At 73.1% G+C, this 26,598-nt stretch carries 31 protein-coding genes; 26 read left to right on the top strand and 5 right to left on the bottom strand.

The window, feature by feature from the left end; all coding sequences use genetic code 11:
• Positions 1-24 precede the first annotated feature (24 nt).
• Together ABD644_RS14760 and ABD644_RS14765 are read left to right on the top strand one after the other, a co-directional pair.
• Entirely contained in the window at positions 25-1,161 is a 1,137-nt protein-coding gene (locus ABD644_RS14760) for a sensor histidine kinase (RefSeq protein ID WP_344689697.1), read from the top strand.
• Positions 1,158-1,820, top strand: a complete 663-nt coding sequence (locus ABD644_RS14765; RefSeq protein ID WP_344689698.1) for a response regulator — start codon at positions 1,158-1,160, stop codon at positions 1,818-1,820. Before ABD644_RS14760 ends, ABD644_RS14765 begins: the two co-directional genes overlap by 4 nt.
• A gap of 6 nt (positions 1,821-1,826) precedes the next feature.
• Here the strand turns inward: ABD644_RS14765 and ABD644_RS14770 are convergent, their stop codons facing one another.
• Both ABD644_RS14770 and ABD644_RS14775 read right to left on the bottom strand, forming a co-directional pair.
• A complete protein-coding gene (locus ABD644_RS14770) occupies positions 1,827-2,837 on the bottom strand; it encodes a magnesium transporter (RefSeq protein ID WP_344689700.1) in 1,011 nt (336 codons plus the stop codon).
• A gap of 21 nt (positions 2,838-2,858) precedes the next feature.
• Entirely contained in the window at positions 2,859-4,463 is a 1,605-nt protein-coding gene (locus ABD644_RS14775) for a helicase HerA-like domain-containing protein (RefSeq protein ID WP_344689701.1), read from the bottom strand.
• Positions 4,464-4,513: 50 nt separating this feature from the next.
• Here ABD644_RS14775 and ABD644_RS14780 point away from each other — a divergent pair, with 50 nt between their 5' ends.
• The gene (locus tag ABD644_RS14780) at positions 4,514-5,317 is read left to right on the top strand and encodes an alpha/beta hydrolase (protein WP_344689702.1); all 804 of its coding nucleotides are present in this window, start codon (positions 4,514-4,516) and stop codon (positions 5,315-5,317) included.
• On the opposite strand, the gene ABD644_RS14785 is transcribed toward ABD644_RS14780, so the two are convergent.
• Positions 5,318-6,496: a glucose-1-phosphate adenylyltransferase family protein gene (locus ABD644_RS14785; RefSeq protein ID WP_344689703.1), complete on the bottom strand. Its 1,179-nt coding sequence runs from the start codon at positions 6,494-6,496 to the stop codon at positions 5,318-5,320.
• 86 nt (positions 6,497-6,582) lie between these two features.
• Between ABD644_RS14785 and ABD644_RS14790 the strand changes: the two genes are divergently transcribed.
• Genes ABD644_RS14790 through ABD644_RS14800 form a run of 3 tightly spaced genes read left to right on the top strand, consistent with a single transcriptional unit; the run spans position 6,583 to position 7,662 of the window.
• Entirely contained in the window at positions 6,583-6,903 is a 321-nt protein-coding gene (locus ABD644_RS14790; protein ID WP_344689704.1) for a PadR family transcriptional regulator, read from the top strand.
• Positions 6,900-7,262, top strand: coding sequence for a hypothetical protein (locus ABD644_RS14795; RefSeq protein ID WP_344689706.1), 363 nt, complete (start codon positions 6,900-6,902; stop codon positions 7,260-7,262). The genes ABD644_RS14790 and ABD644_RS14795 overlap by 4 nt, the downstream gene beginning before the upstream one ends.
• A 49-nt stretch (positions 7,263-7,311) precedes the next feature.
• Entirely contained in the window at positions 7,312-7,662 is a 351-nt protein-coding gene (locus tag ABD644_RS14800; RefSeq protein ID WP_344689707.1) for a hypothetical protein, read from the top strand.
• A gap of 15 nt (positions 7,663-7,677) precedes the next feature.
• Here the strand turns inward: ABD644_RS14800 and ABD644_RS14805 are convergent, their stop codons facing one another.
• Positions 7,678-8,679, bottom strand: a complete 1,002-nt coding sequence (locus tag ABD644_RS14805; RefSeq protein ID WP_344689708.1) for a DUF697 domain-containing protein — start codon at positions 8,677-8,679, stop codon at positions 7,678-7,680.
• Positions 8,680-8,993: 314 nt separating this feature from the next.
• Here ABD644_RS14805 and ABD644_RS14810 point away from each other — a divergent pair, with 314 nt between their 5' ends.
• From ABD644_RS14810 to ABD644_RS14905, 20 genes are all read left to right on the top strand, one after another.
• The gene (locus tag ABD644_RS14810) at positions 8,994-9,299 is read left to right on the top strand and encodes a hypothetical protein (protein ID WP_344689709.1); all 306 of its coding nucleotides are present in this window, start codon (positions 8,994-8,996) and stop codon (positions 9,297-9,299) included.
• A gap of 334 nt (positions 9,300-9,633) precedes the next feature.
• Complete coding sequence (locus ABD644_RS14815; RefSeq protein ID WP_344689710.1) at positions 9,634-10,227, top strand: hypothetical protein; 594 nt, start codon at positions 9,634-9,636, stop codon at positions 10,225-10,227.
• On the top strand, positions 10,224-11,096 hold the full coding sequence (locus ABD644_RS14820) for a hypothetical protein (protein WP_344689711.1): 873 nt from the start codon (positions 10,224-10,226) through the stop codon (positions 11,094-11,096). Before ABD644_RS14815 ends, ABD644_RS14820 begins: the two co-directional genes overlap by 4 nt.
• 271 nt (positions 11,097-11,367) lie before the next feature.
• Complete coding sequence (locus ABD644_RS14825; RefSeq protein ID WP_344689712.1) at positions 11,368-12,612, top strand: TadA family conjugal transfer-associated ATPase; 1,245 nt, start codon at positions 11,368-11,370, stop codon at positions 12,610-12,612.
• Entirely contained in the window at positions 12,609-13,466 is an 858-nt protein-coding gene (locus ABD644_RS14830) for a type II secretion system F family protein (RefSeq protein WP_344689713.1), read from the top strand. The genes ABD644_RS14825 and ABD644_RS14830 overlap by 4 nt, the downstream gene beginning before the upstream one ends.
• Entirely contained in the window at positions 13,463-14,404 is a 942-nt protein-coding gene (locus ABD644_RS14835) for a type II secretion system F family protein (protein ID WP_344689714.1), read from the top strand. Before ABD644_RS14830 ends, ABD644_RS14835 begins: the two co-directional genes overlap by 4 nt.
• A gap of 23 nt (positions 14,405-14,427) precedes the next feature.
• The gene (locus tag ABD644_RS14840) at positions 14,428-14,634 is read left to right on the top strand and encodes a hypothetical protein (protein ID WP_344689715.1); all 207 of its coding nucleotides are present in this window, start codon (positions 14,428-14,430) and stop codon (positions 14,632-14,634) included.
• The gene (locus ABD644_RS14845) at positions 14,624-15,028 is read left to right on the top strand and encodes a TadE/TadG family type IV pilus assembly protein (RefSeq protein WP_344689716.1); all 405 of its coding nucleotides are present in this window, start codon (positions 14,624-14,626) and stop codon (positions 15,026-15,028) included. The genes ABD644_RS14840 and ABD644_RS14845 overlap by 11 nt, the downstream gene beginning before the upstream one ends.
• Complete coding sequence (locus ABD644_RS14850; protein ID WP_344689717.1) at positions 15,025-15,483, top strand: hypothetical protein; 459 nt, start codon at positions 15,025-15,027, stop codon at positions 15,481-15,483. Before ABD644_RS14845 ends, ABD644_RS14850 begins: the two co-directional genes overlap by 4 nt.
• Positions 15,484-15,573: 90 nt before the next feature.
• Entirely contained in the window at positions 15,574-16,029 is a 456-nt protein-coding gene (locus ABD644_RS14855) for a hypothetical protein (protein WP_344689718.1), read from the top strand.
• Positions 16,026-17,006 carry a hypothetical protein gene (locus ABD644_RS14860; protein WP_344689719.1) on the top strand — a complete coding sequence of 327 codons (981 nt, stop codon included), beginning with the start codon at positions 16,026-16,028 and terminating at the stop codon, positions 17,004-17,006. The genes ABD644_RS14855 and ABD644_RS14860 overlap by 4 nt, the downstream gene beginning before the upstream one ends.
• Before the next feature lie 29 nt (positions 17,007-17,035).
• Positions 17,036-17,362: a divalent-cation tolerance protein CutA gene (cutA, locus tag ABD644_RS14865; protein WP_344689721.1), complete on the top strand. Its 327-nt coding sequence runs from the start codon at positions 17,036-17,038 to the stop codon at positions 17,360-17,362.
• Positions 17,363-17,404: 42 nt separating this feature from the next.
• Positions 17,405-18,517: a peptide chain release factor 2 gene (prfB, locus tag ABD644_RS14870; RefSeq protein ID WP_344689722.1), complete on the top strand. Its 1,113-nt coding sequence runs from the start codon at positions 17,405-17,407 to the stop codon at positions 18,515-18,517.
• Positions 18,518-18,621: 104 nt separating this feature from the next.
• Positions 18,622-19,311, top strand: a complete 690-nt coding sequence (ftsE, locus tag ABD644_RS14875; RefSeq protein WP_344689723.1) for a cell division ATP-binding protein FtsE — start codon at positions 18,622-18,624, stop codon at positions 19,309-19,311.
• A 51-nt stretch (positions 19,312-19,362) separates the two neighbouring features.
• Complete coding sequence (ftsX, locus tag ABD644_RS14880; protein ID WP_344689724.1) at positions 19,363-20,247, top strand: permease-like cell division protein FtsX; 885 nt, start codon at positions 19,363-19,365, stop codon at positions 20,245-20,247.
• 114 nt (positions 20,248-20,361) lie between these two features.
• The gene (smpB, locus tag ABD644_RS14885; protein ID WP_344689725.1) at positions 20,362-20,838 is read left to right on the top strand and encodes an SsrA-binding protein SmpB; all 477 of its coding nucleotides are present in this window, start codon (positions 20,362-20,364) and stop codon (positions 20,836-20,838) included.
• A complete protein-coding gene (locus ABD644_RS14890) occupies positions 20,835-21,758 on the top strand; it encodes an NADP-dependent oxidoreductase (RefSeq protein ID WP_344689726.1) in 924 nt (307 codons plus the stop codon). Before smpB ends, ABD644_RS14890 begins: the two co-directional genes overlap by 4 nt.
• On the top strand, positions 21,755-22,651 hold the full coding sequence (locus ABD644_RS14895; protein WP_344689727.1) for an amidohydrolase family protein: 897 nt from the start codon (positions 21,755-21,757) through the stop codon (positions 22,649-22,651). Before ABD644_RS14890 ends, ABD644_RS14895 begins: the two co-directional genes overlap by 4 nt.
• A 73-nt stretch (positions 22,652-22,724) precedes the next feature.
• Positions 22,725-23,723, top strand: coding sequence for a GNAT family N-acetyltransferase (locus ABD644_RS14900; RefSeq protein WP_344689728.1), 999 nt, complete (start codon positions 22,725-22,727; stop codon positions 23,721-23,723).
• A 10-nt stretch (positions 23,724-23,733) separates the two neighbouring features.
• The gene (locus ABD644_RS14905) at positions 23,734-24,615 is read left to right on the top strand and encodes an SCO6745 family protein (protein ID WP_344689729.1); all 882 of its coding nucleotides are present in this window, start codon (positions 23,734-23,736) and stop codon (positions 24,613-24,615) included.
• Between the two features lie 7 nt (positions 24,616-24,622).
• Here ABD644_RS14905 and ABD644_RS14910 read toward each other — a convergent pair whose 3' ends face one another.
• Positions 24,623-26,275, bottom strand: coding sequence for an alkaline phosphatase family protein (locus ABD644_RS14910; protein WP_344689730.1), 1,653 nt, complete (start codon positions 26,273-26,275; stop codon positions 24,623-24,625).
• Positions 26,276-26,598 lie beyond the last annotated feature (323 nt).

The raw sequence follows: 26,598 nt of genomic DNA on the forward strand, positions 1-26,598 counted from the left end.
CTCCCGCGCTACGGTCCCGCGACCATGGTGCGGTACCTCAGCAGCCACCCACGGCTCGTCGACGCCGTGCTCGCCGGCGTGCTTGTCGTGGCCGGGCTGCTCGAGGGCAGCCTGGTGGAGACCAACCGACCGCTGTGGCTGCACCAGACCCTGACCGTCGTCGTGATGGGGGCGCTGGCCTGGCGTCGCCGCTTCCCGCTGAGCGTCCTCGCGTTCGTCGTGGTCGGGATGATGGTGCTCGACTCCGACGGTCAGTTCTCGGTCTTCGCCGCGCTGGTCATCGTCACGTTCACCGCCGGTGCCGAGATCGATCCGCCGCGTGCCTGGCTGGGGCTGGTGCTGTCGGTCGTCCCGTTCTGGGTCGGCTTTGCGATCACCGGCGGCGGGGTCAGCGACTTCGTCGCGGTCACCGTTCTCTACGGCGGCAGCTGGGTGATCGGCCAGACGCTGCGCGAGCGCGGTCAGCGCACCATCGCGCTCGCCGAGCGCGCCGAGCGGGCCGAGCGGGAGCGGGAGGAAGAGGCGGCGCGGGCGGTCAGCGAGGAACGCGCGCGCATCGCGCGGGAGCTGCACGACGTCGTGGCTCACTCGATCAGCGTCATCACCGTCCAGACCCAGGCGGTGCGCCGCCGGCTGGGCCCGGACCACGCACGCGAGGCCGACGACCTGCGCGCCGTCGAGGCGACCGCTCGCCAGGCGATGGCCGAGATGCGGCGACTGTTCGGCGTGCTCCGGGCCGACGGCGAGCGGCCGGCACTGGCCCCGCAGCCGGGCCTGGACCAGCTCGAGCGGCTGCTCGACGAGAACCGCGCCGCGGGGGTCGACATCACCGCGGTGGTCGAGGGCGAGCCCGTCCCCCTGCCGCCCGGACTCGACCTGGCTGCCTACCGGATCGTGCAGGAGGCCCTGACCAACGTGCGCAAGCACGCCCCCGGCGGCGGCGTCACCGTGCGCATGTCGTTCGGGCGCGAGGACCTCGACGTCGTCGTCGAGGACACCGGGGCGGTCGCGCCGGAGAGTGCGGACGGCGGCGGCTTCGGCCTGGTGGGCATGCGCGAACGCGTGGCGCTCTACGGGGGCTCCATCCAGGCCGGTCCGATGGCCGGGGGTGGCTTCGCCGTGCGGGCTCGGCTGCCCGTCCGCGAAGGCGCGCACACGTGAGCACCACGGTGGTGATCGCCGACGACCAGCCGATGGTGCGCGCCGGGCTTCGCTCGCTGCTGGAGGGCGAGGACGACGTCGTCGTGGTGGGGGAGGCGTTCGACGGCGAGCAGGCGCTGCGCGCGGTCCGACAGCACGCCCCGGACGTGGTCCTGATGGACATCCGCATGCCGGTGCTCGACGGCCTGGAGGCGACCCGGCAGCTGGTGGCGGCGGGGTCGCCGGCCCGGGTGCTGGTGCTCACCACGTTCGATCTCGACGAGTACGTGTTCGAGGCGCTGCGGGCGGGGGCGAGCGGGTTCCTGCTCAAGGACGCGACCGCCGAGGAGCTCATCGCCGCGGTGCGCACGCTCGCGGCCGGTGACGCGATCCTGGCGCCCGGGGTCACCCGCCGGGTCATCGAGGCGTTCGGCGCCGCCGTGCCCAGGACCGACCCGGCGGGCGAGGCGCGGCTGGCGTCGCTCAGTCCTCGCGAGATCGAGGTGCTGCGGTTGCTGGCCCGGGGCCTGTCCAACGCCGAGATCGCCCGGGAGCTGTTCGTGAGCGATGCGACGTCGAAGACGCACGTGAGCAACGTGCTGACGAAGCTGCGGCTGCGCGACCGGGTGCAGGCGGTGATCTTCGCCTACGAGAGCGGGCTCCTGCGTCCGGGCTGCTGAGTGAGCTCACCCCAGCACGACCGCGGCGATGAGGAAGTAGATGACCAGGGACAGCAGGTCCTGGACGACGGTGGCGAGCGGGCCGCTGCCGAACGCCGGGTCCCGCTTGAACCTCGACATGACCCAGGGCAGCGACATCGCGACCACGGTGGCCACCGTGCAGGCCGCCGCGAGGGCCAGGCTCACCGTGAGCGCGAGTGCGGCGGACCCGAGGACCAGCCAGACCGCGGGCAGGGCGAGCGCTGCCAGGAACAGCCCGACCACCAGGCCGGTGACCGATTCCAGCCGGAACACCGACCGGATCGGCACCCCCACGGACAGCCCGCGGATGACCAGCGCCTCGGTCTGGGTGCCCACCGCATCGGCCATGTAGACGATGCCGGGGATGAAGAAGGCCAGCCGCACCTCGGCCGCGAGTTCGGCCTCGAAGCCGCGGACCAGCACGGCCGCGCCCGCGGAGCCGAGGAGGCCCAGCACGAGCCAGGGCAGGCGGTGCCACAGGCGCGCGGCGATCGGCTCGTCCATCGCGTGCCGCGCGGACTCCGACGACGTGAGGAAGCCGCCGAGGCGCGCCAGGTCCTCGTCGTGCTCGGTCAGCAGCACGGCGAGCAGGCGGGCGGGTGGCACCAGCCCGAGGAAGACGCCGGCGGAGTCGACGACGGCGAGGCTCGACTCACCGTGGTGGGTGGCCTTCCAGGCCGCCTTCTCCTGGTCCAGGCCGGGGGCGACGACGGGCGGGTCCGGGTCCATCAGGTCCTGGGCGAGGGCCCCGGCGTCGGCGGCGAGGACGTCTTCGAGCGGGATGAGACCGAGGAGCCGGTGCCCGGCGGGGCCGTCGGCGGTGCACACGGCGACGTCGGCGGCCGACGCGTACCGGCGGCCGGCGAGCATGCCCCGGAGTTCCGCGGCCGTGGTCGCGGGCCCGCACAGCGGCACGTCGGTCACGAGGTAGCGGTCCACCGACCCCGGCAGCAGCGGCTCCGGCTGGCCGGGGAGGGGAGCGAGCGCAGTGGTCACCGGCGCATCGTGGCAGTGATCTCAGCGGCGGCGCCGGTTGCCGAACAGGCCGCGGGTGAGCTCGCGGCCCAGCGCGGAGGCGGCCGACCGGGCGAAGGAGCGGAACGCCGCGGAGCCGAGAACCGTCGAGACGACGTCGTCCTCGGGCGGCTGGTCCTGCCGTCGGGACCGACGGCGCGGAGCGTCCTCGGGCTCCGGGATCTCCGGCCAGGGGTTGGGCAGCTCCGGTTCGGGCGCCGGCTCCGGCGCCGGTGCCTTCGGGGCGAGCCGCGCGGCCAGCCGCTCGTAGGCCGACTCGCGGTCGACCGGCTGCCCGTACTTCGGCTGCAGCGGCGAGGCGGCGACCGCGGCCTGCATCACCGCCGGGTCGACCGGCGACATGAGCGAGCGCGGTGCCCGCAGCATCGTCCAGGCGACCGGCGTGGGTGCGCCGCGCTCGGTGAGCACGGTGACCGCGGCCTCGCCGGTGCCCAGCGACGTGAGCATCTCCTCCAGGTCGTAGTCGTCGGATTCGGGGAACGTGGAGACGGTCTTGCGGAGCGCTTTCGCGTCCTCGGGGGTGAACGTGCGCAGGGCGTGCTGCACCCGGTTGCCCAGCTGGCCGAGCACCGGACTCGGGACGTCGGTCGGGTTCTGGGTGACGAAGAAGATGCCGACGCCCTTCGAGCGGATCAGCCGCACGGTCTGGGTCACCGACTCGAGGAACGCCTTGCTCGCGTTCGAGAAGAGCAGGTGTGCCTCGTCGAAGAAGAAGACCAGCTTCGGCTTGTCCAGGTCGCCCACCTCGGGCAGCTCCTCGAACAGCTCGGCCAGCAGCCACATCAGGAACGTGGAGAACAGGGCCGGGCGGTCCTGCACCGCGGCCAGCTCGACGGCGCTGATGACGCCCCGGCCGTCGGGGGCGGTCCGCATGATGTCGGCGGGCTCCCACTCGGGCTCGCCGAAGAACACGTCGCCGCCGAGCTGCTCCAGCCCGATCAGCTCGCGCAGGATCACGCCGGCGGTCGCCGACGACAGCCCGCCCAGGTTCTTCAGCTCGGGCTTGCCCTCGTCGCTGATCAGCCAGCCGACGACCGACCGGAGGTCCTTGAGGTCGAGCAGCGGCAGCCCGGTGGTGTCGGCGTAGTGGAAGATCAGCCCGAGCGAGCTCTCCTGCGTCGGGTTGAGGTCGAGCACCTTCGACAGCAGGACCGGCCCGAAGTCGGTCATCGTCGCCCGGACGGGCACCCCGGGTCCGATGCCGCCCAGCGACAGGTACTCGACCGGGTAGCCGGTGCCGGCCCACGCGTCGCCGGTCTGCTCGGCACGGGCGGTGATCCGGTCGTTCGCGGCGCCCGGCGCAAGCAGGCCGCTGAGGTCGCCCTTGATGTCGGCGAGGACGACCGGCACCCCGGCCGCCGACAGCTGCTCGGCGATCAGCTGGAGCGTCTTGGTCTTGCCGGTGCCGGTCGCGCCGGCGATGAGCCCGTGCCGGTTGAGCATGGCCAGCGGCATCCGCACCGACGCCCCCGGATGGGGCGCGCCACCGTGCACCACCGAGCCCAGCTCGACCGCGGGCCCCTCGGTCGCGTATTCGGCCGCGATGCGGCCGGCGGTCTCGCTCGCTGCGGCCTCGGGCTGCGTCACAGTCGGACCGTATCGGCGGGCGACGGATCCCGCCCCGGGATGATCGGCGCATGGTGCGGGGCGTGCTGGTGACGGTGGGCGTCGTCGTGGCGCTGCTCGCCCTGGTGACCGGCCTGCTGTGGGGCTTGCAGCGGTCCCTGATCTACCTGCCCGCGGGCGAGCCCGGCCCGGCGCCGGCCACGGCCGAGGAGATCACGCTCCGGACCACGGACGGTCTCGACCTGGGCGCCTGGTGGTTCGCCGGGCCGGACCCGGACGGCCCGGCGGTGCTGGTCGCCAACGGCAACGGCGGCCACCGCGGGTTGCGCGAGCCCCTGGCCCGCGCCCTGCACGACGCCGGGCTGTCGGTGCTGCTCTTCGACTACCGCGGCTACGGGGGAAACCCGGGCGACCCGAGCGAGGAGGGGCTGGCCCGGGACGTGCGCGCGGCCCGCTCGTTCCTGGTCGAGGAGGCCGGGGTCGCCGATGACCGGCTGGTCTACGTGGGGGAGAGCCTCGGCGCCGCCGTCGTCACCGAACTGGCCACCGAGCACCCGCCGGCCGGGCTGGTGCTCCGCTCACCGTTCGTGGACCTCGCCGCGGTCGCCGGGGAGCACTATCCCGTCGTCCCGGTGCGGTTGCTGCTGCGGGACCGGTTCCCGGTGGCCGAGCAGGTCGCCCGGGTCGAGGTGCCGACGATCGTGGTCTACGGCAGCGCCGACTCGATCGTGCCGCCGGAGCAGAGCCGGGCGGTCGCCGACGCCGCGGCGGAGCTCGTCCGGGTGGTCGAGGTGGCCGGGGCCGACCACAACGACCCGGTCCTCCTCGACGGCGACGACGTGGTGCGGGCCGTGCTCGACGTGGTGCCCGGCTGATCAGTCCTCGGGGTCCGGCACACGGGCGCCGGCAGGCACCTGCGCACCGGCGTCGATCCGGGCGCGCCGCCCGATCAGGGTGACCTCGTCGTCGCCGCCCACAGCGGCACGCTCGCCGATGTCCACGCCGTCGTCGAGGACCGATCGGGTCACGGTGGCGCCGGCACGCACGCGCGCACCGGGCAGCAGGACGGAGTCGACGACGACGGCGCCCGGCTCGACGACCACGCCGGGGGAGAGCACCGAGCCGCGCACGGTCCCGCCCACCCGGGTGCCGCCGGAGACGAGGCTCTCGTCGACCTCCGCACCTCGCAGGATGCGGGCCGCGCTGTGCCGGCCGCCGCGGGTGTGCAGCGGCCAGGCCGGGTCGTCGAGGTCGATCGGTGGTTCGGCCGCCAGGAAGTCGCGGTGCGCCTGCCAGTACGCCGGCACCGTGCCGACGTCGCGCCAGTAGCTCTCGAGCCGGTGGGCGCGGGCCAGGCCGTCGCGCGTCTGGTCGGGCAGCAATTGGTTCCCGAGGTCCTCGAGGCCGTCCTCGCCGGCGGCGTCGGCGAGCGCCTCCAGCCGGTCGAGGGTCGGGGTCGGGGTGAAGACGAACACCTCGTTGGTGGCGGTCGTCGTCGCGGGCTCGTCGGGCTTGTAGGCGTAGTCGGTGATCTTCCCGCCGTCGCCGACCTGCACGATGCCGTACCGGGAGGCGTCGTCGGCGTCGACCTCGGTGGTCACCATCGTCACCTCGGCGGAGGAGTCGAGGTGGGACTCGACGACCTCCCGGTAGTCGAGCTTGTAGACGGCGTCGGAGCTGACGACGACCAGCGCGTCGGGCGCGTACTGCCGGACCAGTTCGGCGTTGCGCCACAGCGAGTCCGCCGTCCCGGTGTGCCACCCGCCGCGGTCGGTGCCCTGGAACGGCGGCAGCGTCAGCAGGCCGCCGAAGGTGCGGTCGAGGTCCCACGGCCGGCCGTTGGCCAGGTGGTCGGACAGCGACGTCGGGTGGAACTGCACCGAGACCCAGACGTCGGCGATCTGCGAGTGCTGGCAGTTGCTCAGCGGGAAGTCGATCAGCCGGTACACGCCGGCGAACGGGACGGCGGGCTTGGCACGCTGGTCGGTCAGCAGCTCGAGGCGGCCGCCCGCTCCACCGGCGAGGACGAGGACGAGGATGCGGGGAAGGGCCACGGGTGCCGCCTACCCCGCCGCGGGGCGGCTGACGCGCGGGACGAAGGTCACTTGTACTCTACCTAGGGGCTAGGTAGAGTACGACCGTGGCTGAGCCGAAGATGACGATCCCCACGCAGCTCGTGCTCGAGGCCCTGCTGGCCGATCCGCAGCGCGAGCTCTACGGGCTGGAGATCGGCGACGCGGCCGGCCTGCGGTCCGGCACGGTCCACCCGATCCTCGCCCGGCTCGAGGGCTACGGCTGGCTCTCGTCGCGCTGGGAGGACATCGACTCGAGCGCCGAGGGGCGCCCCGCCCGGCGGTACTACCTGCTGACCGCCGACGGCGTCCACGCAGCCCGCGCCGCGCTCGCCCGTGCACACCGGCCCGCAGCCGTCCGCCTCCGCCCGCAGGTGGGGGAGGCATGAGCACCGGGCGGGCACCGCTGCGGTTCGCGCGCGCGGGCATCGACGTCGCGACGCGGCTGCTGCCGTCGTCGTCGGCACGGGCCCGCTACCGCGCCGAGTTCTCCGCCGAGCTGCACCAGCTCGGTGCCATCGGGCAGCTGGTGTTCACGGTGGGTGTGCTCTCGCGCGTGCTCGCCCTGCGGGCTGCCCTGACACACCGGTCCCCGCCGTGGCGATGCCGAGTGCTGCGGTCGCACGTCTGGGTGGTGCGCAGCACCGAGGACGGCGGACTGTACGAGGCCTGCGGCCGGTGCGGGGTCGACCGCGGGCCGGTCGGATTCGGCCCGATGACCACACCGCCGTGGCCGGGATCCAGCTGACGTGACCGGCGATCCGCCTCGCAGCTCGCTCCTTCTGGCACGGGCGGGCGTGGATCTGGCCGTCCGGGTGCTGCCGGACTGGCATGACCGGCTGCGCTATCGGGCCGAGTTCCTCGCCGAGCTGCACGGGCTCTCCACGGCGGCGCAGCTCCGCTACACGGCCGGCGTGCTGTCCCAGACGTTCGCCCTGCGCGCCGCGCTGGGCGCCTCCCCCACTCGCGCCGAGGAGGACGCGATGAGCATGACCAGGACGACCTTCTACTGGCGCTGCCGCGTCCTCCGCGTGCACGCCTGGGGGTCGCGCAGTACGGAGGACGGCGGCCGGTACCTCGTCTGCCGCCGCTGCGGGCGTGACAAGGGCGAGGCTCGTTGGGGGCCCGACAACACCATCGGGCTCTGATCGCCGCCGTCGGACTCAGCGCGAGTGCGACGTGTGCTTCCGCTCGGCGGTCAGCCGCGCCATCTGCGACTCGGTCATCTGTTCCTTGGCCTTGCGCTCGGCGCGCTTCTCCTTGATCGACTTCGCTGACTTGGCGGAGTGGTGCGCGTCGTGCGGTGACTTGTCGCCCATGGCGGACTCCCAGAGGGCCGGGCCGGCTCGATGCGCCGACGCTACGCCCGACCGGCACCGGGATCGACGGGTTTCGGCGCGGGGAGATGACCGCGCCCGTCCGGCGGCCCACACCCACGGGGGGAGGCCTGGGACGCCCTGGGACGCGGCCATCTCATCCCTGTCATCGCCGCGGAGGCGTCCAGGGGTGCGCGGGCGGGGGGATTTCCTGTCAGCCCTGTCCTGCGGCCGGCTTCCGGTCGGATTTCTGCCCGCGGGACGTGCGGTGCTCAGGGGCGGTGCGCTGTGGGCCGCAGTGGCAGGCCGACGCTTCGCCGGCGGGGCGGGACGTGCCTTCTTCGGCGGGGGCGTGGCCCGCCGGCTGGTCGCCCACCGCTTGAAGAAGGCGCGGACACGAGCGACCTTCTCCCCGCCGACCCGTGGCTTCATGGCCTCGCTGACGAACCGGGTGACGAACGTGACGTCGGTCAGGTCGACGTCCTTCTTCTCGAACAGGTCGATGAACGCCAGGCCCAGCCACAGGGTGTAGCTGCCGTTCAGGATGCCGTTGATCCCGGTCCCGGTGACTGTGCCGATGCCGGGGACCTTGGCGAGGACCCAGGTGAACATCTTCGAGCCGGTCCAGTACGCCGCGACACCGGTGGTGACCGACAGCGCCACCTTCCTGGCCACGTCCGGGTTCAGTTCGTGGCCGTTCTTGCGGGAGATGGCAACCATCATCCCGCTCCAGATCCCCGCCATCGCGACCATGTCGGAGTTCGGTACCGGAGACAGCGCCAACGGGCCGGTGGCCAGGGCGGCCGAGAAACTACGCCGCAGGATCTGGTCGTATTCCTCGTCGGCCATCGTGCACTTCCCGGGTGGTGGCGCCGCAGGTGTCGGTGAGAGGCGATTCGGACGTCGGACGTGTCCTGTCGTGACGAGACGAGGGTGATCCGGAAACCGCGCTCGTCGGGAGGGGCGGACGGCCTCTGCTCCACGTCCGAACGGCCGAGGGGCCGGTCCGCGAGCAGGCGGCCGTTCGGCGACCAGGCCATGTCGGCGCGCGAGGACTCGTGGCGGCCGGTGACTCCGGTGTCTCCGACGGCCGCGTCGGAACCTCTGTCCGGTGTCGGGGGTCCGGTGCCGTGCCGGGCCACCGTCCGAGGGAGGTGGGCGTCATGGCAGGTCCCAGCGCGCCGAGCTACCGGCAGCTGCTGGAGGAGGCGCGAGAGCTGGGCCGTGCCGACGGTGCCTTCGCAGCGGCCTTCGAACCGTCGGACTCCACGGGCCCGGACGGCAGGCGGTGCCTCGGCCGCACCCCGGCCGAGTTCGCGCGGCTCCTCTGCGACGACCGATCCGCGGTTCCGCCCACCGGGCTGGAGCTCAACGCGCCGCTCTGGTACGCCGCCGGGTTCGCCGAGGCCCTGGATCGAGCGCGGCGGCGGGCGGCCGAGCGCGTCGTCGTCCGCTGGGTCTTCACCTGACACCGCCCTCGATCGGCGCACCCGGAACGGGCCCACCGGGAGCGACCGCGGGGACCTAGGACTCTGAGCCGGCGACGGGCCGGAACCGAATGCTCGGAGGGCGGGGGTGTGCTCAGGGGGAGACATCGTGATGATCCGCGGCGCGAGGGGCGGTGGGCGGTCGGCCCGGCCCGCCACCATCCGGCCGGTCGCCGTGGCGATCGGTGGGATGTTCCTGATCGCCGCGTGCGGCAGTGGGGCGTTGGAGGGCCCGGACTCGCGGTCCAGCGGTTCGTCGGCGCGGGAGTCCTCCGAACGCCCTGACAGCTCGGCGAGCGCGGGCCCGGACCGGCCGGTGACGTACAGCTACAGCCTGCCCGAGGGCGACACCTCGCACGCCGACGAGAACGGCGTCATGTATTGGCACCTCACCAGCGGCAACTGCGCGCAGGCGCAGGCGCACCTGGACTACGCGTGGCCGTGGGGCTTCCAGAGTCCCGAGGAGGTGCTCATGTTCCAGGTGGGCACGTCCATGTGCGCCGGCGACGTGGCGACCGCGGCGGCACAGTTCGACCGGGGCGAGAGCCGGTACGGCTGGGCGGGCCTGGCGACGTTCGGGCGCAACCTGTGCAACATCTACCGGGCCTATCTCAGCTACCGCGAGCAGGAGCCGCAGGACGCCATCTCCTGTCCGGGCGGCGGGCTCGTGTACTGGCCGGGCTGGCCCGACCCGCAGCCCCGCGACGACCCCCGCACCGCCGTGGTGGAGGCGGAGTCCCCGGACAGCCCGGGCAGCGCCGACACCGAGGAGCCACCCGAACCGGCCCCCGAGGAGACGTCGTCACCGGACACGTCGCCGTCCCTGCCCGGTGAGCCGGCCGACACGACGGAACCACCCGCCGGGACGTCGGAGCCCGAGTCGACTCCCGCCCCCGATCAGGCGCCATGACCGAGAAGGCCGGCGACACCGGTGACCGGGCGACCCTCGACGTCGCCACGGTGGTCCAGCAGCTGTTCGCGCTGCTGGCCAACGTCGCCGTGCTCACCGGCCTGCTCGTCTACTTCGGCTGGCGCCGGACCGAGACCCAGGCCGTCCGCATGGGGTTCGACGAGAGCATCCTCGACCTCGGCACGCAGGACTACCTGCTGCGCAGCGTCGGGCCGGTGCTGCAACTGCTGCTGATCATCGGTGTCGGCGGCCTGGTGGCCATACCGCTGGACGCGCTGATCCGCCGCCGGCTGGGAGCTCGCGGCGGCCCCCGGGTGAGAGCCGCCGTCGTCGCGGTGGGGCTCGGGTGGCTCGTCCTGCCGGCCCTGGTGGTCCTCCTGGGGCTGTGGTTCCCCGCGTTCGCCTACGTGGCCTTCCCCCTCAGCATCGGCCTCGGCGCGCTACTGGTCCCGTACGCCTTCGACCTGCGGGCCAGGCAGGGTTCGCGCAACCTCTCCCGGCGCGCCCGCTCGACCGAGCGGCTGTTCGCCGTCGTGATCGTGGTGCTGGCCCTGTTCTGGGCGACCTCCAACTACGCCGAGGTGCTCGGCAACCGCATCGCCGACCGGATCGCGGCGACCACCGAGACGATGACGCCGGTCGCGGTGTTCAGCCCCGACCCGCTCAACCTCGACGGTCCGGGCGTGGAGGAGACCGAGCTGCCCTCGGGGCCGTACCGGTTCGAGTACACGGGCCTGCGCCTGCTGGAGCACACCGACCAGGGGTACGTCCTGCTGTCGAGCGGGTGGACCTACGACGACGGGGTCGTGTTCGTCCTGCCGCCCGGGCCTCCGCTCCGCTTCGAGTTCGGGCGCGGGACCGAGCCGTAGCCCGCGTACCTCGTCGCCGTCGGACGATCGACCTTCCGCGGATCCTTGTGCTCTGCCCACCCACGAGGGCAGAGCACAAGCATCCGCAGGACCACATGGGGGCGGGCACTGCGGGCACGGTCGGGCCGGGCGATGCCGGCGACCCCCCGTGCGTGTCGCTCGCGGTCACCCGATCGGTCGCAGTTGTCCACAGATCGACGGACGCGTGCCCCGCGGACGGTTCCGGTTCCTTACAGTCCGCAATCGGTGGGGGGCCGTTCGATCGACAGGGGTGCAGGTGCCGAGCGCGCTCGACGTCGTGGACGGCGAGGTCCGTGAGCTGATCCGCCGTCGGGGGCTGGATCCGTTCACCGACCCCGGACCGGTGCGCCTGCTCGTCCGCGACGTCGTCGCCGACTACTCCGAGCGGTCGATGACCTCGGCGCTGCCGCCGATCGGTGACGCCGAGTCCGTCGTGCGCGACGTGCTCGACCGGGTGGCCGGCTTCGGGCCACTCCAGCGTTACCTCGACGACCCGGAGATCGAGGAGATCTGGGTCAACGAGCCCGGACGGGTGTTCGTGGCCCGCCGGGGTCGCAGCGAGCTGACGACGACGATCCTGGCACCGGGCGAGCTCGCCGACCTGGTCGAGCGGATGCTGCGCACCTCGGGACGGCGGATCGACATGAGCCAGCCGTTCGTCGACGCGATGATGCCCGACGGGTCGCGCCTGCACGTCGTCATCCCCGACATCACGCGCCGCCACATGGCGGTCAACATCCGCAAGTTCGTGCTCCAGGCCCACCACCTCGACGAGTTGGTCGCACTCGGCACGCTGACCGCGCAGGCCGCCCGGTTCCTCGAGGCCGCAGTCGCCTCCGGGCTCAACGTGCTCGTCTCCGGGGGCACGCAGGCCGGCAAGACCACGCTGCTGAACTGCCTGTGCGCCGCGATCCCCGCGCGCGAGCGGGTCATCACCTGCGAAGAGGTCTTCGAGTTGCGCGTCCCGCTCCCGGACGTCGTGTCGATGCAGACCCGCCAGCCCAACTTGGAGGGCGCCGGCGAGATCCCGCTGCGCCGACTGGTCAAGGAGGCGCTGCGCATGCGGCCCTCCCGGATCGTCGTCGGCGAGGTCCGGCAGGAGGAGTGCCTCGACCTCCTCATCGCGCTCAACTCCGGGCTGCCGGGCATGTGCACCCTGCACGCCAACAGCGCCCGCGAGGCCGTGGTGAAGATGTGCACGCTCCCGCTGCTGGCCGGGGAGAACATCGGGACGGCGTTCGTCGTCCCCACGGTCGCCTCGAGCGTCGACCTCGTGGTCCACGTCGGAACCGACCCCGACGGTCGCCGGCGGGTGCGGGAGATCGTCGCGCTGCCCGGCCGGGCCGAGGGCGGCGTCGTGGAGACCGCCGACGTCTTCACCAGCCGTGACGGCCGCCTGGTGCGCGCCGACGGCTACCCGCCGCACCCCGAGCGGTTCGCCGCCCTCGGCTTCGACCTCGCCGCGCTGCTCGGCGACGCCGGGCGACGGGCATGACCGGCGCGCTCCTCGGGCTGCTCCTCGGTGTCGGGCTGCTGCTGATCTGGCGCAGCGGGCCGCGGGCGCCGCAGCCAGGCGCCGGCTCGCGCACTCCGGGTCGCCGCCAGCAGCTGCTCGCCGAGGCGGGGTTGACCGGCATCAACGCCGCACAGCTGCTGGCGCTGCAGGTCGGTCTCGGACTCCTCGTCCTGGTCGTCGTCCTCCTCACCACCGCCACGGTCACCGTCAGCCTGGTGTTCGCCGTCTTCGGGTTCGCCCTGCCACTGCTGCAGGTCAAGCGGCTGGCGCTGCGGCGCCGGGCCGACCTGCGGGAGGTGTGGCCCGAGGTCGTCGACAACCTGGCGTCGGCGGTGCGCGCGGGGCTGTCCCTGCCCGAGGCGCTGGCCGCGCTCGCCGTCCGCGGCCCCGAGGTGCTGCGGGCCCCGTTCGCCCGGTTCGCCACCGAGTACCGCTCCAGCGGCCGGTTCGCCGCCTGCCTGGACCGGCTCAAGGACGACCTCGCCGACCCGGTCGGCGACCGCATCGTCGAGACGCTCCGGGTGGCCCGTGAGGTCGGCGGCACCGACCTCGGGCGGGTGCTGCGGACGCTGGGCACCTTCCTCCGCGAGGACGCCCGCGCGCGGGCCGAGCTGGAGACCCGGCAGGGCTGGGTGGTCCAGGCCGCGCGTCTCGCGGTGGCGGCGCCGTGGGTCGTCCTCCTGCTGCTGGCGACCCAGTCGACGACGCTGGCCGCCTACGACTCGGCCTTCGGGACGGCGATCCTGCTCGGTGGCGCCGTCGTCTGCCTCGCGGCGTACCGGCTGATGCTGCGGATCGGGCGCCTGCCGCAGGACGTGCGGGTGCTGCAGTGAGCAGCGGGCTTCTGGGCATGTTGCTCGGGCTGGTCGCGTCGGTCGGTCTCGTGCTCGCCGTCACCTACGCACCGCCCTTCCGCTCGGTGCGACTGGTCGACCGCCTCGCGCCCTACGTCCACGACACGCCTCCGCCGTCGCGGCTGCTCGGCACGGCCACCGAGGCCGGGCTGCTCACCGCCGTCCGCCGGGTCTTCGGGCCCGTGGTCGGCGACGGCGCCCGGGTGATCGACAGGTTCCTCGGCGGACGCGCTGCCGTCCGCCGCCGCCTCGACGCGCTCGCGACCGACACGACGGTCGAGGACTTCCGCGTCGAGCAGGTGGTCTGGGGCGGGCTCGGCCTGCTCGGCGCCGCTCTGCTGGCGACGCTCGGCTCGGTGGCGGCCGGCAGCCTCAACGTGCTGTCCGCTGCGCTGCTGTGCCTCGCCGGCGCGATGGGCGGCGTGCTCGGGCGGGACTGGTGGCTGACCCAGCAGGTCCAGCGGCGCGAGGACCTGTTGCTCGCGGAGTTCCCGGTCGTCGCGGAGCTGCTCGCCCTGGCGGTGACGGCGGGGGAGAGCCCGGCCGCGGCCATCGCCCGCGTCACCCGCCTCTCCGGCGGCGAGCTGGCGCGTGAGCTCGGTGCGGCTCTCGGGCGCGCGCGGGCCGGCGTGCCACTGGTCGACGCCCTGCAGGAGGTGGCCGACCGGACGTCGCTCGACCCGCTGGCCCGGTTCATCGACGGCCTGCTCGTCGCGATCGAGCGCGGGACGCCGCTGGCCGAGGTGCTCCGCGCGCAGGCCGCCGACGTGCGCGAGGCGGGCAAGCGCCGGCTGCTTGAGGCCGGCGGCCGCAAGGAGATCGCGATGATGGTGCCGGTCGTGTTCCTGGTGCTCCCGGTCACCGTTCTCTTCGCCCTGTTCCCGGGGCTGATCAGCATCGTCTCGCTGGCGCAGTGAGACGACCGATGGAAGGACGACCGATGCGCTCGTACGCATTCCTGCTCACCGCGCTGGCCGCGTTCGCGGCCCGGGTGCGCGGCGAGGATCCCGAGCGGGGCGACGTCCCGGGTTGGGTCATGATCACCGTGATGACGGCGGCCCTCGTGCTGGCCATCCTCATCCCGTTCCGCGAGGCGATCGTCACGGCGGTGGAGAACGCGCTGACCTCTGTGACGAGTGGCGGATAGGCAGGGGGACGACGGGGAGCGGGGCAGCGCCGTCGTCGACTTCGTGCTGGTCTCGGTCCTGATCGTCGTCCTGCTGCTCGCGGTGCTGCAGGTGGCCGTCTACGTGCACGTGCGCAACGTGGTGACGGCGAGCGCGCAGGAGGGCGCCCGGTACGCGGCCAACGCCGACGTCGACTCGTCGGTCGGTGCGGCGCGAGCCGTCGAGGTCGTCGCCGGTGCCACGACGGAGCAGACGGCGGCGGGCCTGGTGTGCACGTCGGCCGAGGAGGGCGACCCGAGCGGGTTGACCCTGGTCGTCGTGCGCTGCTCGGGGTCGGTGCCCTCGCTGCTGGCCGACCTGGGCAACCTGCTGCCGCTGGAGGTCACCGGCCGCGCGGTGAAGGAGGCGGCGTGACCTGGCTGCGCCGCAAACTGGCCGAGGAGACCGGCTCCGCGCTGGTGGAGTTCGTCTTCATCGCGCTGGTCGTGTTCGTACCGCTGGTCTACATCGTGGCCGGGTTCTCCGCCGTGCAGCGCGGGGTGTTCGCGTCCACCGCGGCGGCCCGCGAGGCCGGTCGCGCGATGGCCACCGCGCCCGACCCGGTGTCGGGCCACGAACGGGCGCTCCGGGCGGCCCAGCTCGCGGTGGAGGACCAGTCGATCGCGGCGACCGACCTCCGGCTCGCCTACGCGCCGGCCGGGGCGGACTGCGCGGCCGCCGGGGCGTACGAGCCGACGCTGACGCCGGGGGAGGAGTTCTCGGTCTGCGTCACCGTGACCGTCCGCATCCCGTTGCTGCCCGAGTTCGTCGACGCCAACACCGCGACCGGTCAATTCGTCGTCGAGCGCGACCGCTACGTCGACGGGTGACCTCTCCGCCGCAGATCCACCCACCCGGGTGACGACCGACCGGGTGAGAGCTGCTCCCGCCGGTCACGCTGCGCCCCTACGTTGTCGATCATGATCTTCGGCAGACCCGGCGCGCTGGGCCTGCTGTTCCTCCTCGGCTCGCTGACCGCCTGCACGAGCCGGGCGAGCACGCCACCCGAGCCGACCGGCGCCGCGGCCCTCCCCGGCTACGACGCGCCCTACGGCGCCCCCGGGTTCTGCGCGCTGCTGGCCGGGTCCACGCACCTCGCGCAGGTCCCGTCGGCGCTGGGCGCGCTCACCGTCGACCCGGCCGACCCCGCCGCCCGGCAGGTGCTGGCCGCGGCCGTCGACGACCTCCGTGCCGTGCTCGACGACGTCGGCCCCGACGTCGCCCACGCCGAGCTGGAGACCGCCGTCGAGGACCTCGTCGCCGCGCTCACCGAGGCCTCCGGCGGCCGCCTCGCCCCCGGCACCGGCGAGGCCGTGGGCGCCGCGCTCACCACGATCGGGGAGCAGGCCCAGCCGGCGTGCGAGTTCCCCACGTGAGGCGGCTGCCGGTCGCGGTCGTCGCGGCGCTGGGCCTGGTCGCTCTGGCACCCGCCACGGCGTCCGCCGGGCCGGCAGCAGGGCTGTGCACCCCGGACACCGGTCGCGGGGGAGTGCCGGCGGAGTTCGTCCTCGACGCCTGCGTCGACGGCGCCGGCATCACGGTGCGCAACAGCCTCGACCACCCGGTGGTGGTCAGCGGGCGCGACGACGTCGGCAAGCCGGTGCGCATCTTCTCGCCCGGTGACGAGGTGGCGGCGGTGCTGCGGATGCTGCCCGCCGAGGGGACCGTCCTGATGCCGGGTGACCTCGTTCGCTGGCCACTCGGACCCGGCGCCGCGGCGGTGGTCGTGGCCGATCTCGTGCCCGTGGCCGCGCCGGCGATCGCCGCCGGGCTCGACGAGTTCCTGCCGCGCGACGGTGCCCGGCCCGTGCCGCCCGCCGTCCTCGAGACCTTCGCCGTCCTCGTGGGCCGGATCGACGCGGCGGTGCTCGAGTGGGACGACTGCCGGACCGATCGCAACTTCCTCGGCGAGGCGGCATGCGAGGCGAGCGCGGCCACGGCGATCGGCCGGGCGCTCGACGAGCAGCTGACCCGTGGCGTCGCCGTCGAGGCCGCCCGCGCCGTGCTCGACCCGGCGCGGTGGGCGGCCTGGGCGTCGGTCGAGGCGTCGCACGTCGCAGCCATCCCCGGCGTCGGCACGAGCCTGCAGCAGCAGGCCGTCCCGCCGCCGGCGCCGCCCCCGCCCCCCGCCCCGGCCGCGCCCGGTACCACCGGCGGACGGAGACCGGCACCCGCGCCCGCGCCGGCCCCCGCTCCCGCCCCGGCCCCGGCCCCGGCCCCGGCACCCGCTCCCGCGGCCGAACCCACCCCGACGCAGCCCGGCAACGGCCGGGGCCACGCCCACGGGCAGGACCGCTGGAAGGACTGGCTCCGTCAGGTGGAGGAGTGGCTGCGGGACCGCGACGACGACTGACGTCGGTCGCTCCGGCCAGGATGGCCGGCATGGACGAGGAGTTCTGCGAGGTCGTCGTCACCGCCGCCGACGCCGACTGGCTGGCCGGCTTCACCCGCACCCTGGTCGAGGAGCGGCTGGCCGCCTGCGGGCACCAGATCGCCGCGATCCGGTCGGTCTACCGCTGGGACGGCGCGGTGCACGACGAGCCCGAGGCGCGGGTGGCGCTGCACACGCGCCGCTCGCTGGTGCCGGCGATCACCGCCCGCGCCGACGCCCTGCACCCCTACGACGTGCCGTGCGTCATCGCCGTGCCGCTGGTCGGCGGCAACCCCGCCTACCTGCGCTGGATCGCCGACGAGACCCGCGAACCGTGAGCCCCGAGGGTCCCGCCGGGCACGCGACTACCCTGGGTCGACGTGGCCGCTGACTTCTCTACCGTCCTGGACGAGCTGAGCTCGACCCTCTCGTCGATCGAGGCCGTCCTGGACGTGGACCGGCTCCGCCGGGAGGTCGCCGAGCTCGAGCAGCAGGCCGCCGCCCCGGATCTCTGGGACGACGTCGAGGCGGCTCAGGCGCTGACCTCCAAGCTCTCCTACCTGCAGGGCGACCTGCGCCGGGTGGAGGAGCTGCGCAGCCGGCTCGACGACGTCGGCCTGCTGCACGAGATGGCCGCCGAGGAGAACGACGAGGCGACGACGGCCGAGGCCGAGCGCGAGCTGGAGTCGCTGCGCAAGGCGATCGACGAGCTCGAGGTGCGCACCCTGCTCTCGGGCGAGTACGACTCCCGCGAGGCGCTGGTGACCATCCGGTCCGAGGCCGGGGGCGTCGACGCCGCCGACTTCGCCGAGATGCTCATGCGCATGTACATGCGCTGGGCCGAGCGCCACAAGTACCCGGTCGAGCTCTACGACGTCAGCTACGCGGAGGAAGCCGGCATCAAGTCGGCCACCTTCGCCGTCAAGGTGCCCTACGCCTACGGCACCCTCTCGGTCGAGCAGGGCACGCACCGGCTGGTCCGCATCTCGCCGTTCGACAACCAGGGCCGCCGACAGACCTCGTTCGCCGGCGTCGAGGTGCTCCCCGTCGTCGAGCAGACCGACCACGTGGACATCCCCGAGAACGAGATCAAGGTCGACGTGTTCCGGTCGTCGGGCCCGGGCGGGCAGAGCGTGAACACCACCGACTCCGCCGTCCGCATGACCCACATCCCCACCGGCATCGTGGTGTCCTGCCAGAACGAGAAGAGCCAGATCCAGAACCGCGCCGCCGCGCTGCGGGTGCTCCAGGCGCGGCTGCTCGTCGTCCGCCAGCAGGAGCAGAAGGCCGAGATGGACGCGCTGAAGGGCGAGGGCAGCAGCTGGGGCAACCAGATGCGCTCCTACGTCCTGCACCCGTACCAGATGGTCAAGGACCTGCGCACCGAGCAGGAGACCGGCAACACGGCCGCCGTCCTCGACGGCGACATCGACGCCTTCATCGAGGCCGGGATCCGTTGGCGGCGGCAGCAGGAGTCCGTTCCCGCAGGCTGAGAAAGGGGGCCCGCCGCTCGGCCGGAGGCCGCCTGGATACGACTCCTGCGAGTTCTCCGCCGAACGCGGCGTCGTGGGGCTCCGGACAGGTAGCGTGGCACCTCGTGATCGAACTGCAACACGTCACCAAGCTGTACCCGGCCAGCTCCCGGCCGGCCCTTGACGACGTGTCCACCGAGATCGACAAGGGCGAGTTCGTCTTCCTCATCGGGTCCTCCGGTTCGGGGAAGTCGACGTTCCTCCGGCTGCTGCTCAAGGAGGACACCCCGACCTCGGGCACCGTCTCGGTGAACGGCAAGGTGCTCAACACGATGAGCAAGTGGCACGTGCCCAAGCTCCGTCGCACCATGGGATGCGTCTTCCAGGACTTCCGTCTGCTGCGCGACCGCACGGTGGCCCAGAACGTGGCCTTCGCGCTCGAGGTGATCAACAAGCCGCAGCGCACCATCAAGCGCGTGGTCCCCGAGGTGCTGGAGATGGTCGGCCTGGAGGGCAAGGCCAACCGGCTGCCCAGCGAGCTCTCCGGTGGTGAGCAGCAGCGGGTCGCGATCGCCCGCGCGTTCGTCAACCGGCCGCTGGTGCTGCTGGCCGACGAGCCGACCGGGAACCTGGACCCCGAGACCAGCGAGGGCATCATGCTGCTGCTGGAGCGGATCAACCGCACCGGCACCACGGTGATCATGGCGACGCACGACTACCACATCGTCGACTCCATGCGCCGGCGCGTGATCGAGCTCAACGGCGGCCAGTTGACCCGCGACCAGTCGCGCGGCGTCTACGGCGTCGGCCGGTAGTCCCGGCCCGCCGCCTACCGACTCCTTCCGAAGCTCTCCGACAGGGAATTCATGCGCGTCAACTTCGTCCTCTCCGAGGTGGCCACCGGGCTGCGTCGCAACCTGACCATGACGGTCGCGATGATCCTGACGACCGCCATCTCGCTCGGGCTCATGGGCACCGGCCTGCTGATCGCCGGGATGATCTCCGACATGAAGGAGATCTACTACGACAAGGTGCAGGTCTCCATCTTCCTGGCCGACGACGTCACCGACGAGCAGCGGACCGACATCGAGGCGCGGCTCGACGCCTCGCCCGAGGTCGCCAACTACATCTACGAGTCCAAGGAAGAGGCCTACGAGCGCTTCCAGCAGCAGTTCTCCCAGCAGCCCGAGCTGGTCGAGAACACGCCTGCCGACGCGCTGCCGGAGAGCTTCCGCGTCGAGCTGGTCAACCCCGAGCGCTACCCGGTCATCGCCGAGGAGTTCCCCAACGGGGAAGCCGGGGTCGACCAGGTGCGCGACGAGGGCGACTTCCTCGACCGCCTGTTCAGCCTGCTCAACGGGGCCCGCAACGCGACGATCGCCGTGGCGGTGGTCCAGGCGCTGGCGGCGCTGCTGCTCATCTCGAACACCATCCAGCTGGCCGCGTTCAACCGGCGCAACGAGACCAACATCATGCGGCTGGTCGGCGCCTCGCGGTGGTACACCCAGCTGCCGTTCATCCTCGAGGCCGCGATCGCGGGTCTCATCGGCGGTCTGCTGGCGGCCGGCGGGCTGATCCTGGCCAAGGTGCTCTTCGTCGACAAGACCCTCGCCGGACCGATCAAGGCCGGCATCATCCCGCAGATCGAGTGGGGGGCGATCATCCAGAACAGCGTGATCGTCTCCGGTGTAGGCGTGGGCCTGGCCGCCGTCGCCGCCTACGTGACGCTGCGCCTGTACGTACGTCTGTAGCTCGAGCTTTCCCGTCGAGATCGCCGATCTCGCACACTTTGCCTGCTCAAAGTGCGCGAGATCGGCGATCTCGCCGCTGCGGGTAGCTGGGCAACCGGCCGGTAACCTCAAGTCATGCCGCGTGAGACCGGGCGAAAGCTGATCGCCCAGAACAAGAAGGCGCGGCACGACTACGCGATCCTCGACACGTTCGAGGTGGGCCTCGTGCTCACCGGCACCGAGGTGAAGAGCCTGCGTGCCGGCCGGGCCTCCCTCGTCGACGGCTTCGCCAGCATCGACGACGGCGAGGTGTGGCTGCAGCACGTCCACATCCCCGAGTACACGCAGGGCACCTGGACCAACCACGCGCCCCGGCGCAAGCGGAAGGTGCTCATGCACCGCTCCGAGATCGACAAGCTGATCGGCAAGACCAAGGAGGGCGGGCTGACCCTCGTCCCGCTGGACCTGTACTTCAAGGACGGCAAGGTCAAGGCCACGCTGGCGCTGGCGCGAGGGAAGAAGTCCTACGACAAGCGGCACGACCTCGCCGAGCGCGACTCCCGTCGCGAGATCCAGAAGGCCTTCGGGCGCTACGTGAAGGGCCGCCGATGAGGGGGATCGCCTACGACCGCTTCGGTGGCGAGGAGGTCCTGACCCTCCGCGACGACCTGCCCGACCCGCCGGTAGGCCCCGACGTCGTGCTCGTGCGGTCGCATGCGGCGGGGGTCAACCCGGTCGACATCAGCATCCGCGAGGGGCGGCTGGCCGGGGCCTACCCGCACCACTTCCCGATCGTCCCGGGCTGGGACCTCGCCGGTGTCGTCGAGCGGGTCGGCCCCGCCGTCGTCGACTTCGCCCCCGGCGATGAGGTGTTCGGCTACGTCCGGCGCGACGACGTCCAGTGGGGAACGGCGGCCGAGCTCGTGCCGGTGCCGCAGCGGTGCCTCGCGCACAAACCGGAGTCGCTGTCGTTCGCGGAGGCGGGTGCGCTGCCGTTGGCCGGGCTGACCGCCTACCAGGCGCTGACCGAGGTGCTCGACGTCGGCGAGGGCGAGCGGGTGCTGGTGCACCGCGCCTCCGGCGGGGTCGGCTTCAACGCGGTGCAGATCGCGGTTGCGCTGGGCGCCCACGTCATCGGCACCGCCAGTCCCCGCAACCACGGGTTCCTGACCGACGCCGGTGTCGCCGAGGTGCTCGACTACGACGCGGGGCCGATCAGCGGGCAGCTCGCCGAACCCGTCGACGCCGTCCTCGACCGGGTCGGTGGCGAGACCCTGGCCGACGCCCCGCAGCAGGTACGAGACCGGGCGCGCATCGCGAGCGTCGTCGACCCGGCGGTGAACGCGATGGGCGGGCGCTACGTCTTCGTCCGGCCCGACCAGCACGACCTGCAGGAGCTGGGCCGCATGGCCGACGCCGGTCAGCTCCGGGTGCCCATCGCGAAGGCGTTCCCGCTCGAGCAGATCGCCGAGGCGCACCGCCTCGTGGCCGGTGGCCACGTGCGCGGCAAGGTCGTCGTCACGTTGCGATGACGATCCAGCCACCCGTCGACGACGCCGACGTCCCCCGGTACTGGCGCGAGCTCGGCCTGCCCGGCCTGGTCGACGCGCACATCCACTTCCTGCCCGAGCGGGTGCAGGCGAAGGTGTGGCGGTTCTTCGAGGACGCCGAGGCGCACTACGGCGCGCACTGGCCGATCGCCTACGCCCTGCCCGACGACGCCGCCCGGCTGGCGATCCTCGAGCAGCTCGGCGTCCGGGCGTTCCCGTCGCTGCCCTACCCGCACAAGGCGGGGATGGCGGCCTGGCTGAACGACTGGTCGCTGGAGTTCGCTGCCGCTCACCCGCAGGTCGTGCCGTCGGCGACGTTCTACCCCGAGCCCGAGGCGCCGGTCTACGTGTCCGACGCGCTGGCCGCGGGTGCGCGGATCTTCAAGGTGCATGTGCAGGTCGGTGGCTTCGACCCGCGCCACCACCTGCTCGCCCCCGTGTGGCAGCGCCTCGAGGAGACCGGCACGCCGGTGGTCATCCACTGCGGCTCGGGACCGCTGGCCGGGGAGCACACCGGGCCCGGGCCGATGACCGGCCTGCTGCAGCGCCATCCCCGGCTGCAGCTGGTGATCGCGCACCTGGGCATGCCCGAGTACCGCGCGTTCATGGAGCTCGCCGAACGCTACGAGCGGGTGCACCTGGACACGACGATGTTCGCCACCGACTTCACCGAGGGCCTCATGCCCTTCGACCGCGCCGACCTGCCCCGGCTGGCCCCGCTGCGCGACAAGGTCCTCCTCGGCAGCGACTTCCCGAGCATCCCGTACCCCTACGCGCACCAACTGGCCGCGCTGCACCGGCTGGACCTGGGGGAGGACTGGCTGCGCGCGGTCCTGTGGAACAACGGCGCCCGGCTGTTCGGCATCGAGGCGTGAGGGGGCCGGTCATCCGTTCGTGCGGGCCTAATCCGCTGGCCCGGAGTGCCGAGGCTCCCTAACCTTCCCTCCCGTGCCCGAGCTTCCCGCCCTGCCCGACGGGCTCGCCGTCCGCCCGCTCCGTACCGACGACGACGCCGCGGTCGCCGCGCTGCTGACCGCGGCCGAGGAGGTCGACGACACCGGCGAGAACTTCCAGCCCGAGGACCTCACCGAGTGGTGGACCGGCTGGGACATGGACCACGAGCGCGACGGGCTGGCCGTCTGCGACGCGGCCGGCGTGGTCGTGGGCTACGCCACGGTGATGGCGCCCCGCAACTTCCGCGGCGCCTTCGGCGTCTACCTCGAGGGTCGGGTCCGGCCCGACCATCGCAACCGCGGTGTCGGCCGCTCCCTGCTCCAGTGGCAGCTGGCCCGTGGCGCCGAGGTGCACGCCGAGCGGCACCCGCGGGAGACGGCCCGACTCACGGTTCCGGTGGTCGAGAGCATGCCCTCGCTGGAGGCCTTGGCGGCGAAGGCCGGGCTCACCGCGCAGCGCTGGTACCGGCGGATGCAGCGGGCCCTCACCGATCTCCCCGACCCGCGCGAGATCCCCGGCATCGACCTGGTGCCGTTCACGTGGGACCGCGACGACGAGATCCGCCGCGCGCACAACGCCGCGTTCACCGAGCACCACGGCTCCGCCGAGCGCGACCCCGAGGCGTGGCAGGCCATGTTCACCGGCCAACGCGCGTTCCGGCCCGACCTCTCGGTGCTGGCGGTCGAGGACGGGGCCGTCGTCGGCTACGTCCTGGGCTACGAGTGGGCGGCCGACACCGCTGCCACGGGCGTGCGCGAGACGCACTTCGGGCAGATCGGCGTCCTCCCGCGGGCCCGCGGGCGCGGGGTGGCCTCGGCGGTGATCGCCGCGGCGCTGCGGGCGGGGGCCGAGCAGGGCTGCGAGCGGGCCGGGCTCGAGGTCGACTCGGGCAACGTCACCGGCGCGCTGCGGCTCTACGAGTCGCTCGGCTTCGTCACCACCCGCACCAGCGTGTCCTGGTCGGTGGAGGTGCCCCCGGTGGGCGCCCTCTAAGGTGCGGCGCATGGTCAGCGTCGATCAGCCCGCGTCCGCCCTCGACCCCAAGCAGGTCGCTCGCGCCCACCGCGCGGTCGAGCCCCTGCACTCGCACCTGTACTTCGCCCCGGAGCACGACGAGCACCTCGCGGCCCTCGGCCTCAAACCGGGGCGGATGGCCTACTTCGCCGGGCGGGCCGCGCCCATGGGGGCCGTCGGCGCCGGGGTCGTGACGGCGACCTTCTACAACTTCTCGCCGTCCCTGGTGGCCCACCTGATCCCGCGGGCCTGGACGCTGGCCACGCCCGAGCAGGTCCTGCCCGCCCGGCTCGATGCCGCGCGCGCCTCGCTCACGCGGCTGCTGGGCGCCGACGCCGGCGACGCCCCGGAGGTGGCCGAGCTGGCCGGGCTGCTCCGTGAGGCGTGCAGGGTGCTGACGCCGGAGGGGCGGCCGCTCTACGCCGGGCACGCCGACCAGCCCTGGCCCGAGGAGCCGCTCCTGCAGATGTGGCACGGTGCCACGCTGCTGCGCGAGCACCGCGGCGACGGGCACATCGCCGCGCTGGTCGCGGCCGGGCTCGGCGGTCTCGAGGCCCTCATCACCTACACCGTCACCGGCCGGGGGTTCACCGAGGCCGGCGCCAAGGCCACGCGCGGCTGGCGGGACGAGGAGTGGGCCGCGTGCTGCGGCCGGCTCGCCGAGCGAGGGCTGGTCGACGACGCCGGGCTGACCGACGCCGGCAAGGCGCTGCGCGCCCGCGTCGAGTCGGCGACCGACGCGATGTCCGCGGCGCCGTGGGAGCACCTCGGCCCCGAGCGGACCGACCGGGTGCTGGAGCTCGCCAAGGGGCTCGCGCGCACGCTGGTCGCCGGCGGCGCGTTCGGCAGTCCCGTCCTCGCCGGCAACTGAGCGGCCGTCAGAAGCCCAGCCCGGTCCGCATCGACGGTTCCCCGATCGCCCGGTTCAGCCGCGGCAGGCCCAGGATGTCCTGCGTGGTGCCCAGGAGCGAGTAGAGGTTCAGGTCGCGGCCGTCGGTCGAGCCGGGGCGGATGTACGGGGAGACCACGACGGTCGGGATCTGGCAGTCCGGGTGGGTCGGGTAGTAGCCCGGGTCGGTGCAGTCGACGCCGTTGGTGCTCGACCCCTCGAGGCCCTCGTCGAAGGTGATGATGATCAGGGTCCGGCCGGCGCGGTAGCTGGGCATGGCGGTCAGGAGCGGCAGGAAGTCGCGGAGCCACTTGTCGCCCTCGGCGTACGCCTGCGCGTTCGGGGTGGAGCAGTTGCTCACCCAGTAGAAGATGTGGCACTGGTTCGGGGTGATCCACGAGTAGGTCGGCAGGGCGTCGTTCGCGATGTCGTCGTACAGGTAGGGCTGCATCGCGACGTCGTTGGCGACGCAGGTGTTCACCGGCGTCCGCAGGTTGTTGTAGTAGAAGGCCGGGTTGTGACCTGGCTTGTAGAAGCCGGTGTAGGCGCTCGAGCAGGGCGCCGGCATCGACTCCTGGTAGGACTTCCAGGTCAGGCCGGCCCGCTCCAGCTGCTTGAAGATGTTGTCGTGGTCGACCCGCACACCCACGCCCGAGGCGATGCCGGACGTGGCCGCCATGTAGTTGGGCTGCGACGGGTGGGTGGCGGCGTGGAAGTTCGTCATCGACCCGCAGTCGCGGCTCAGCTGCTGGAGATAGGTCATCTGGCTCGACAGCAGGAACTGGCGGTAGGTGACGTTCTCCTCCATGAGGACGACGACGCGCTCGTACGTGGGCGGGTTCTGGGGGTCGTAGTCGGCGGCCAGCGCGCCGCACGGTGAGTCCCCGGACGGCGGGGGCGGGGGTGGTGGGGGCGGTGGTGGAGGCGGCGGCTCGGTGGCCGCGCCGATCCAGTCGTCGCCGATCTGCACGGTGTCGATGGCGAGCGGCCCGGCGATCGTGCGCAGCCCGGTGCGCAGCGCGGTCGGGGTACCCGCGGTGACGGTCACCGGCCCGATCGTCTCGAGCAGCGACCCGGGCAGTGTGTAGAGCCGCACCGTCGCCGTCCCGTTGGTGAACAGGACCTCGATCCGGTACCAGGTGTTGACGGCGAGGGCGGTGGTGCCGGTGGCCCTCAGCGCCTCGGACCCGTTCTTGACGCGGATGCGCCCGTTGGCGCCGATCTCCACGCCGGCCAGCGCCGCGGTCGCGGTGCGGGCCATGAGGAACTTGTCGTACTTGCCGGTCGGCGGCATGGCCGGCAGCAGGACGGGAGCGGACCACGCGAGCCGGCCCGTGGCGCTGGCCAGGTTCCGGTCGTCGAAGTAGGTGGTGGCGGTGCCGGTGAAGCGGATCGACGTCGCGCCGAACGGAGGCGCCGGAGTAGCCGTGTACGCCGCAGCCGTGCCGGACCGGCTCGCGTACTGCTCGGCCAGCGGTGCGGGAAGCGTGCCGCCCGCACCCTCGTGCGCGTGGGTGCGGAGGATCGTCGTCACCGCGGACGCCCCCTGCGTCGGGAGCAGCAGTGCGCCCGCGGCGATGACGAGCACGGCGAGAGCGACGACCCAGGTGCGCCCGGGTCGAACGCGTAGCGGCTGCGACACGACGGACTCCCGTCGACGGGGTGGCGCGAACCTAGGGAGCCGGGCGGGGGCGGTCAACGGGCGCGTGCGCGCGGCCACGCTGCGGGACCCGGGTGCGGACGCCGAGCCGCGCCATCGCGCCGAAGAGGGCACGGCCGGACACGCCGTGTCACCGGGGACCGGGGACCGTCGTCGGGTCGCTGACCTGCCGCTGCCTGCCTAGACATCCCACGGCGCTAAGTGGTCAAGCGGCGGCCGAGAGCGGGCTGTGTTCGTGGGCGGGCCAGGCGGTGCGCTCGTCGTAGACGGTGTGGTGGCGCAGGCAGCCATGGAGGATGCCCACG

Source organism: Blastococcus jejuensis (genome assembly GCF_039534705.1).
Taxonomy (GTDB): domain Bacteria; phylum Actinomycetota; class Actinomycetes; order Mycobacteriales; family Geodermatophilaceae; genus Blastococcus_B; species Blastococcus_B jejuensis.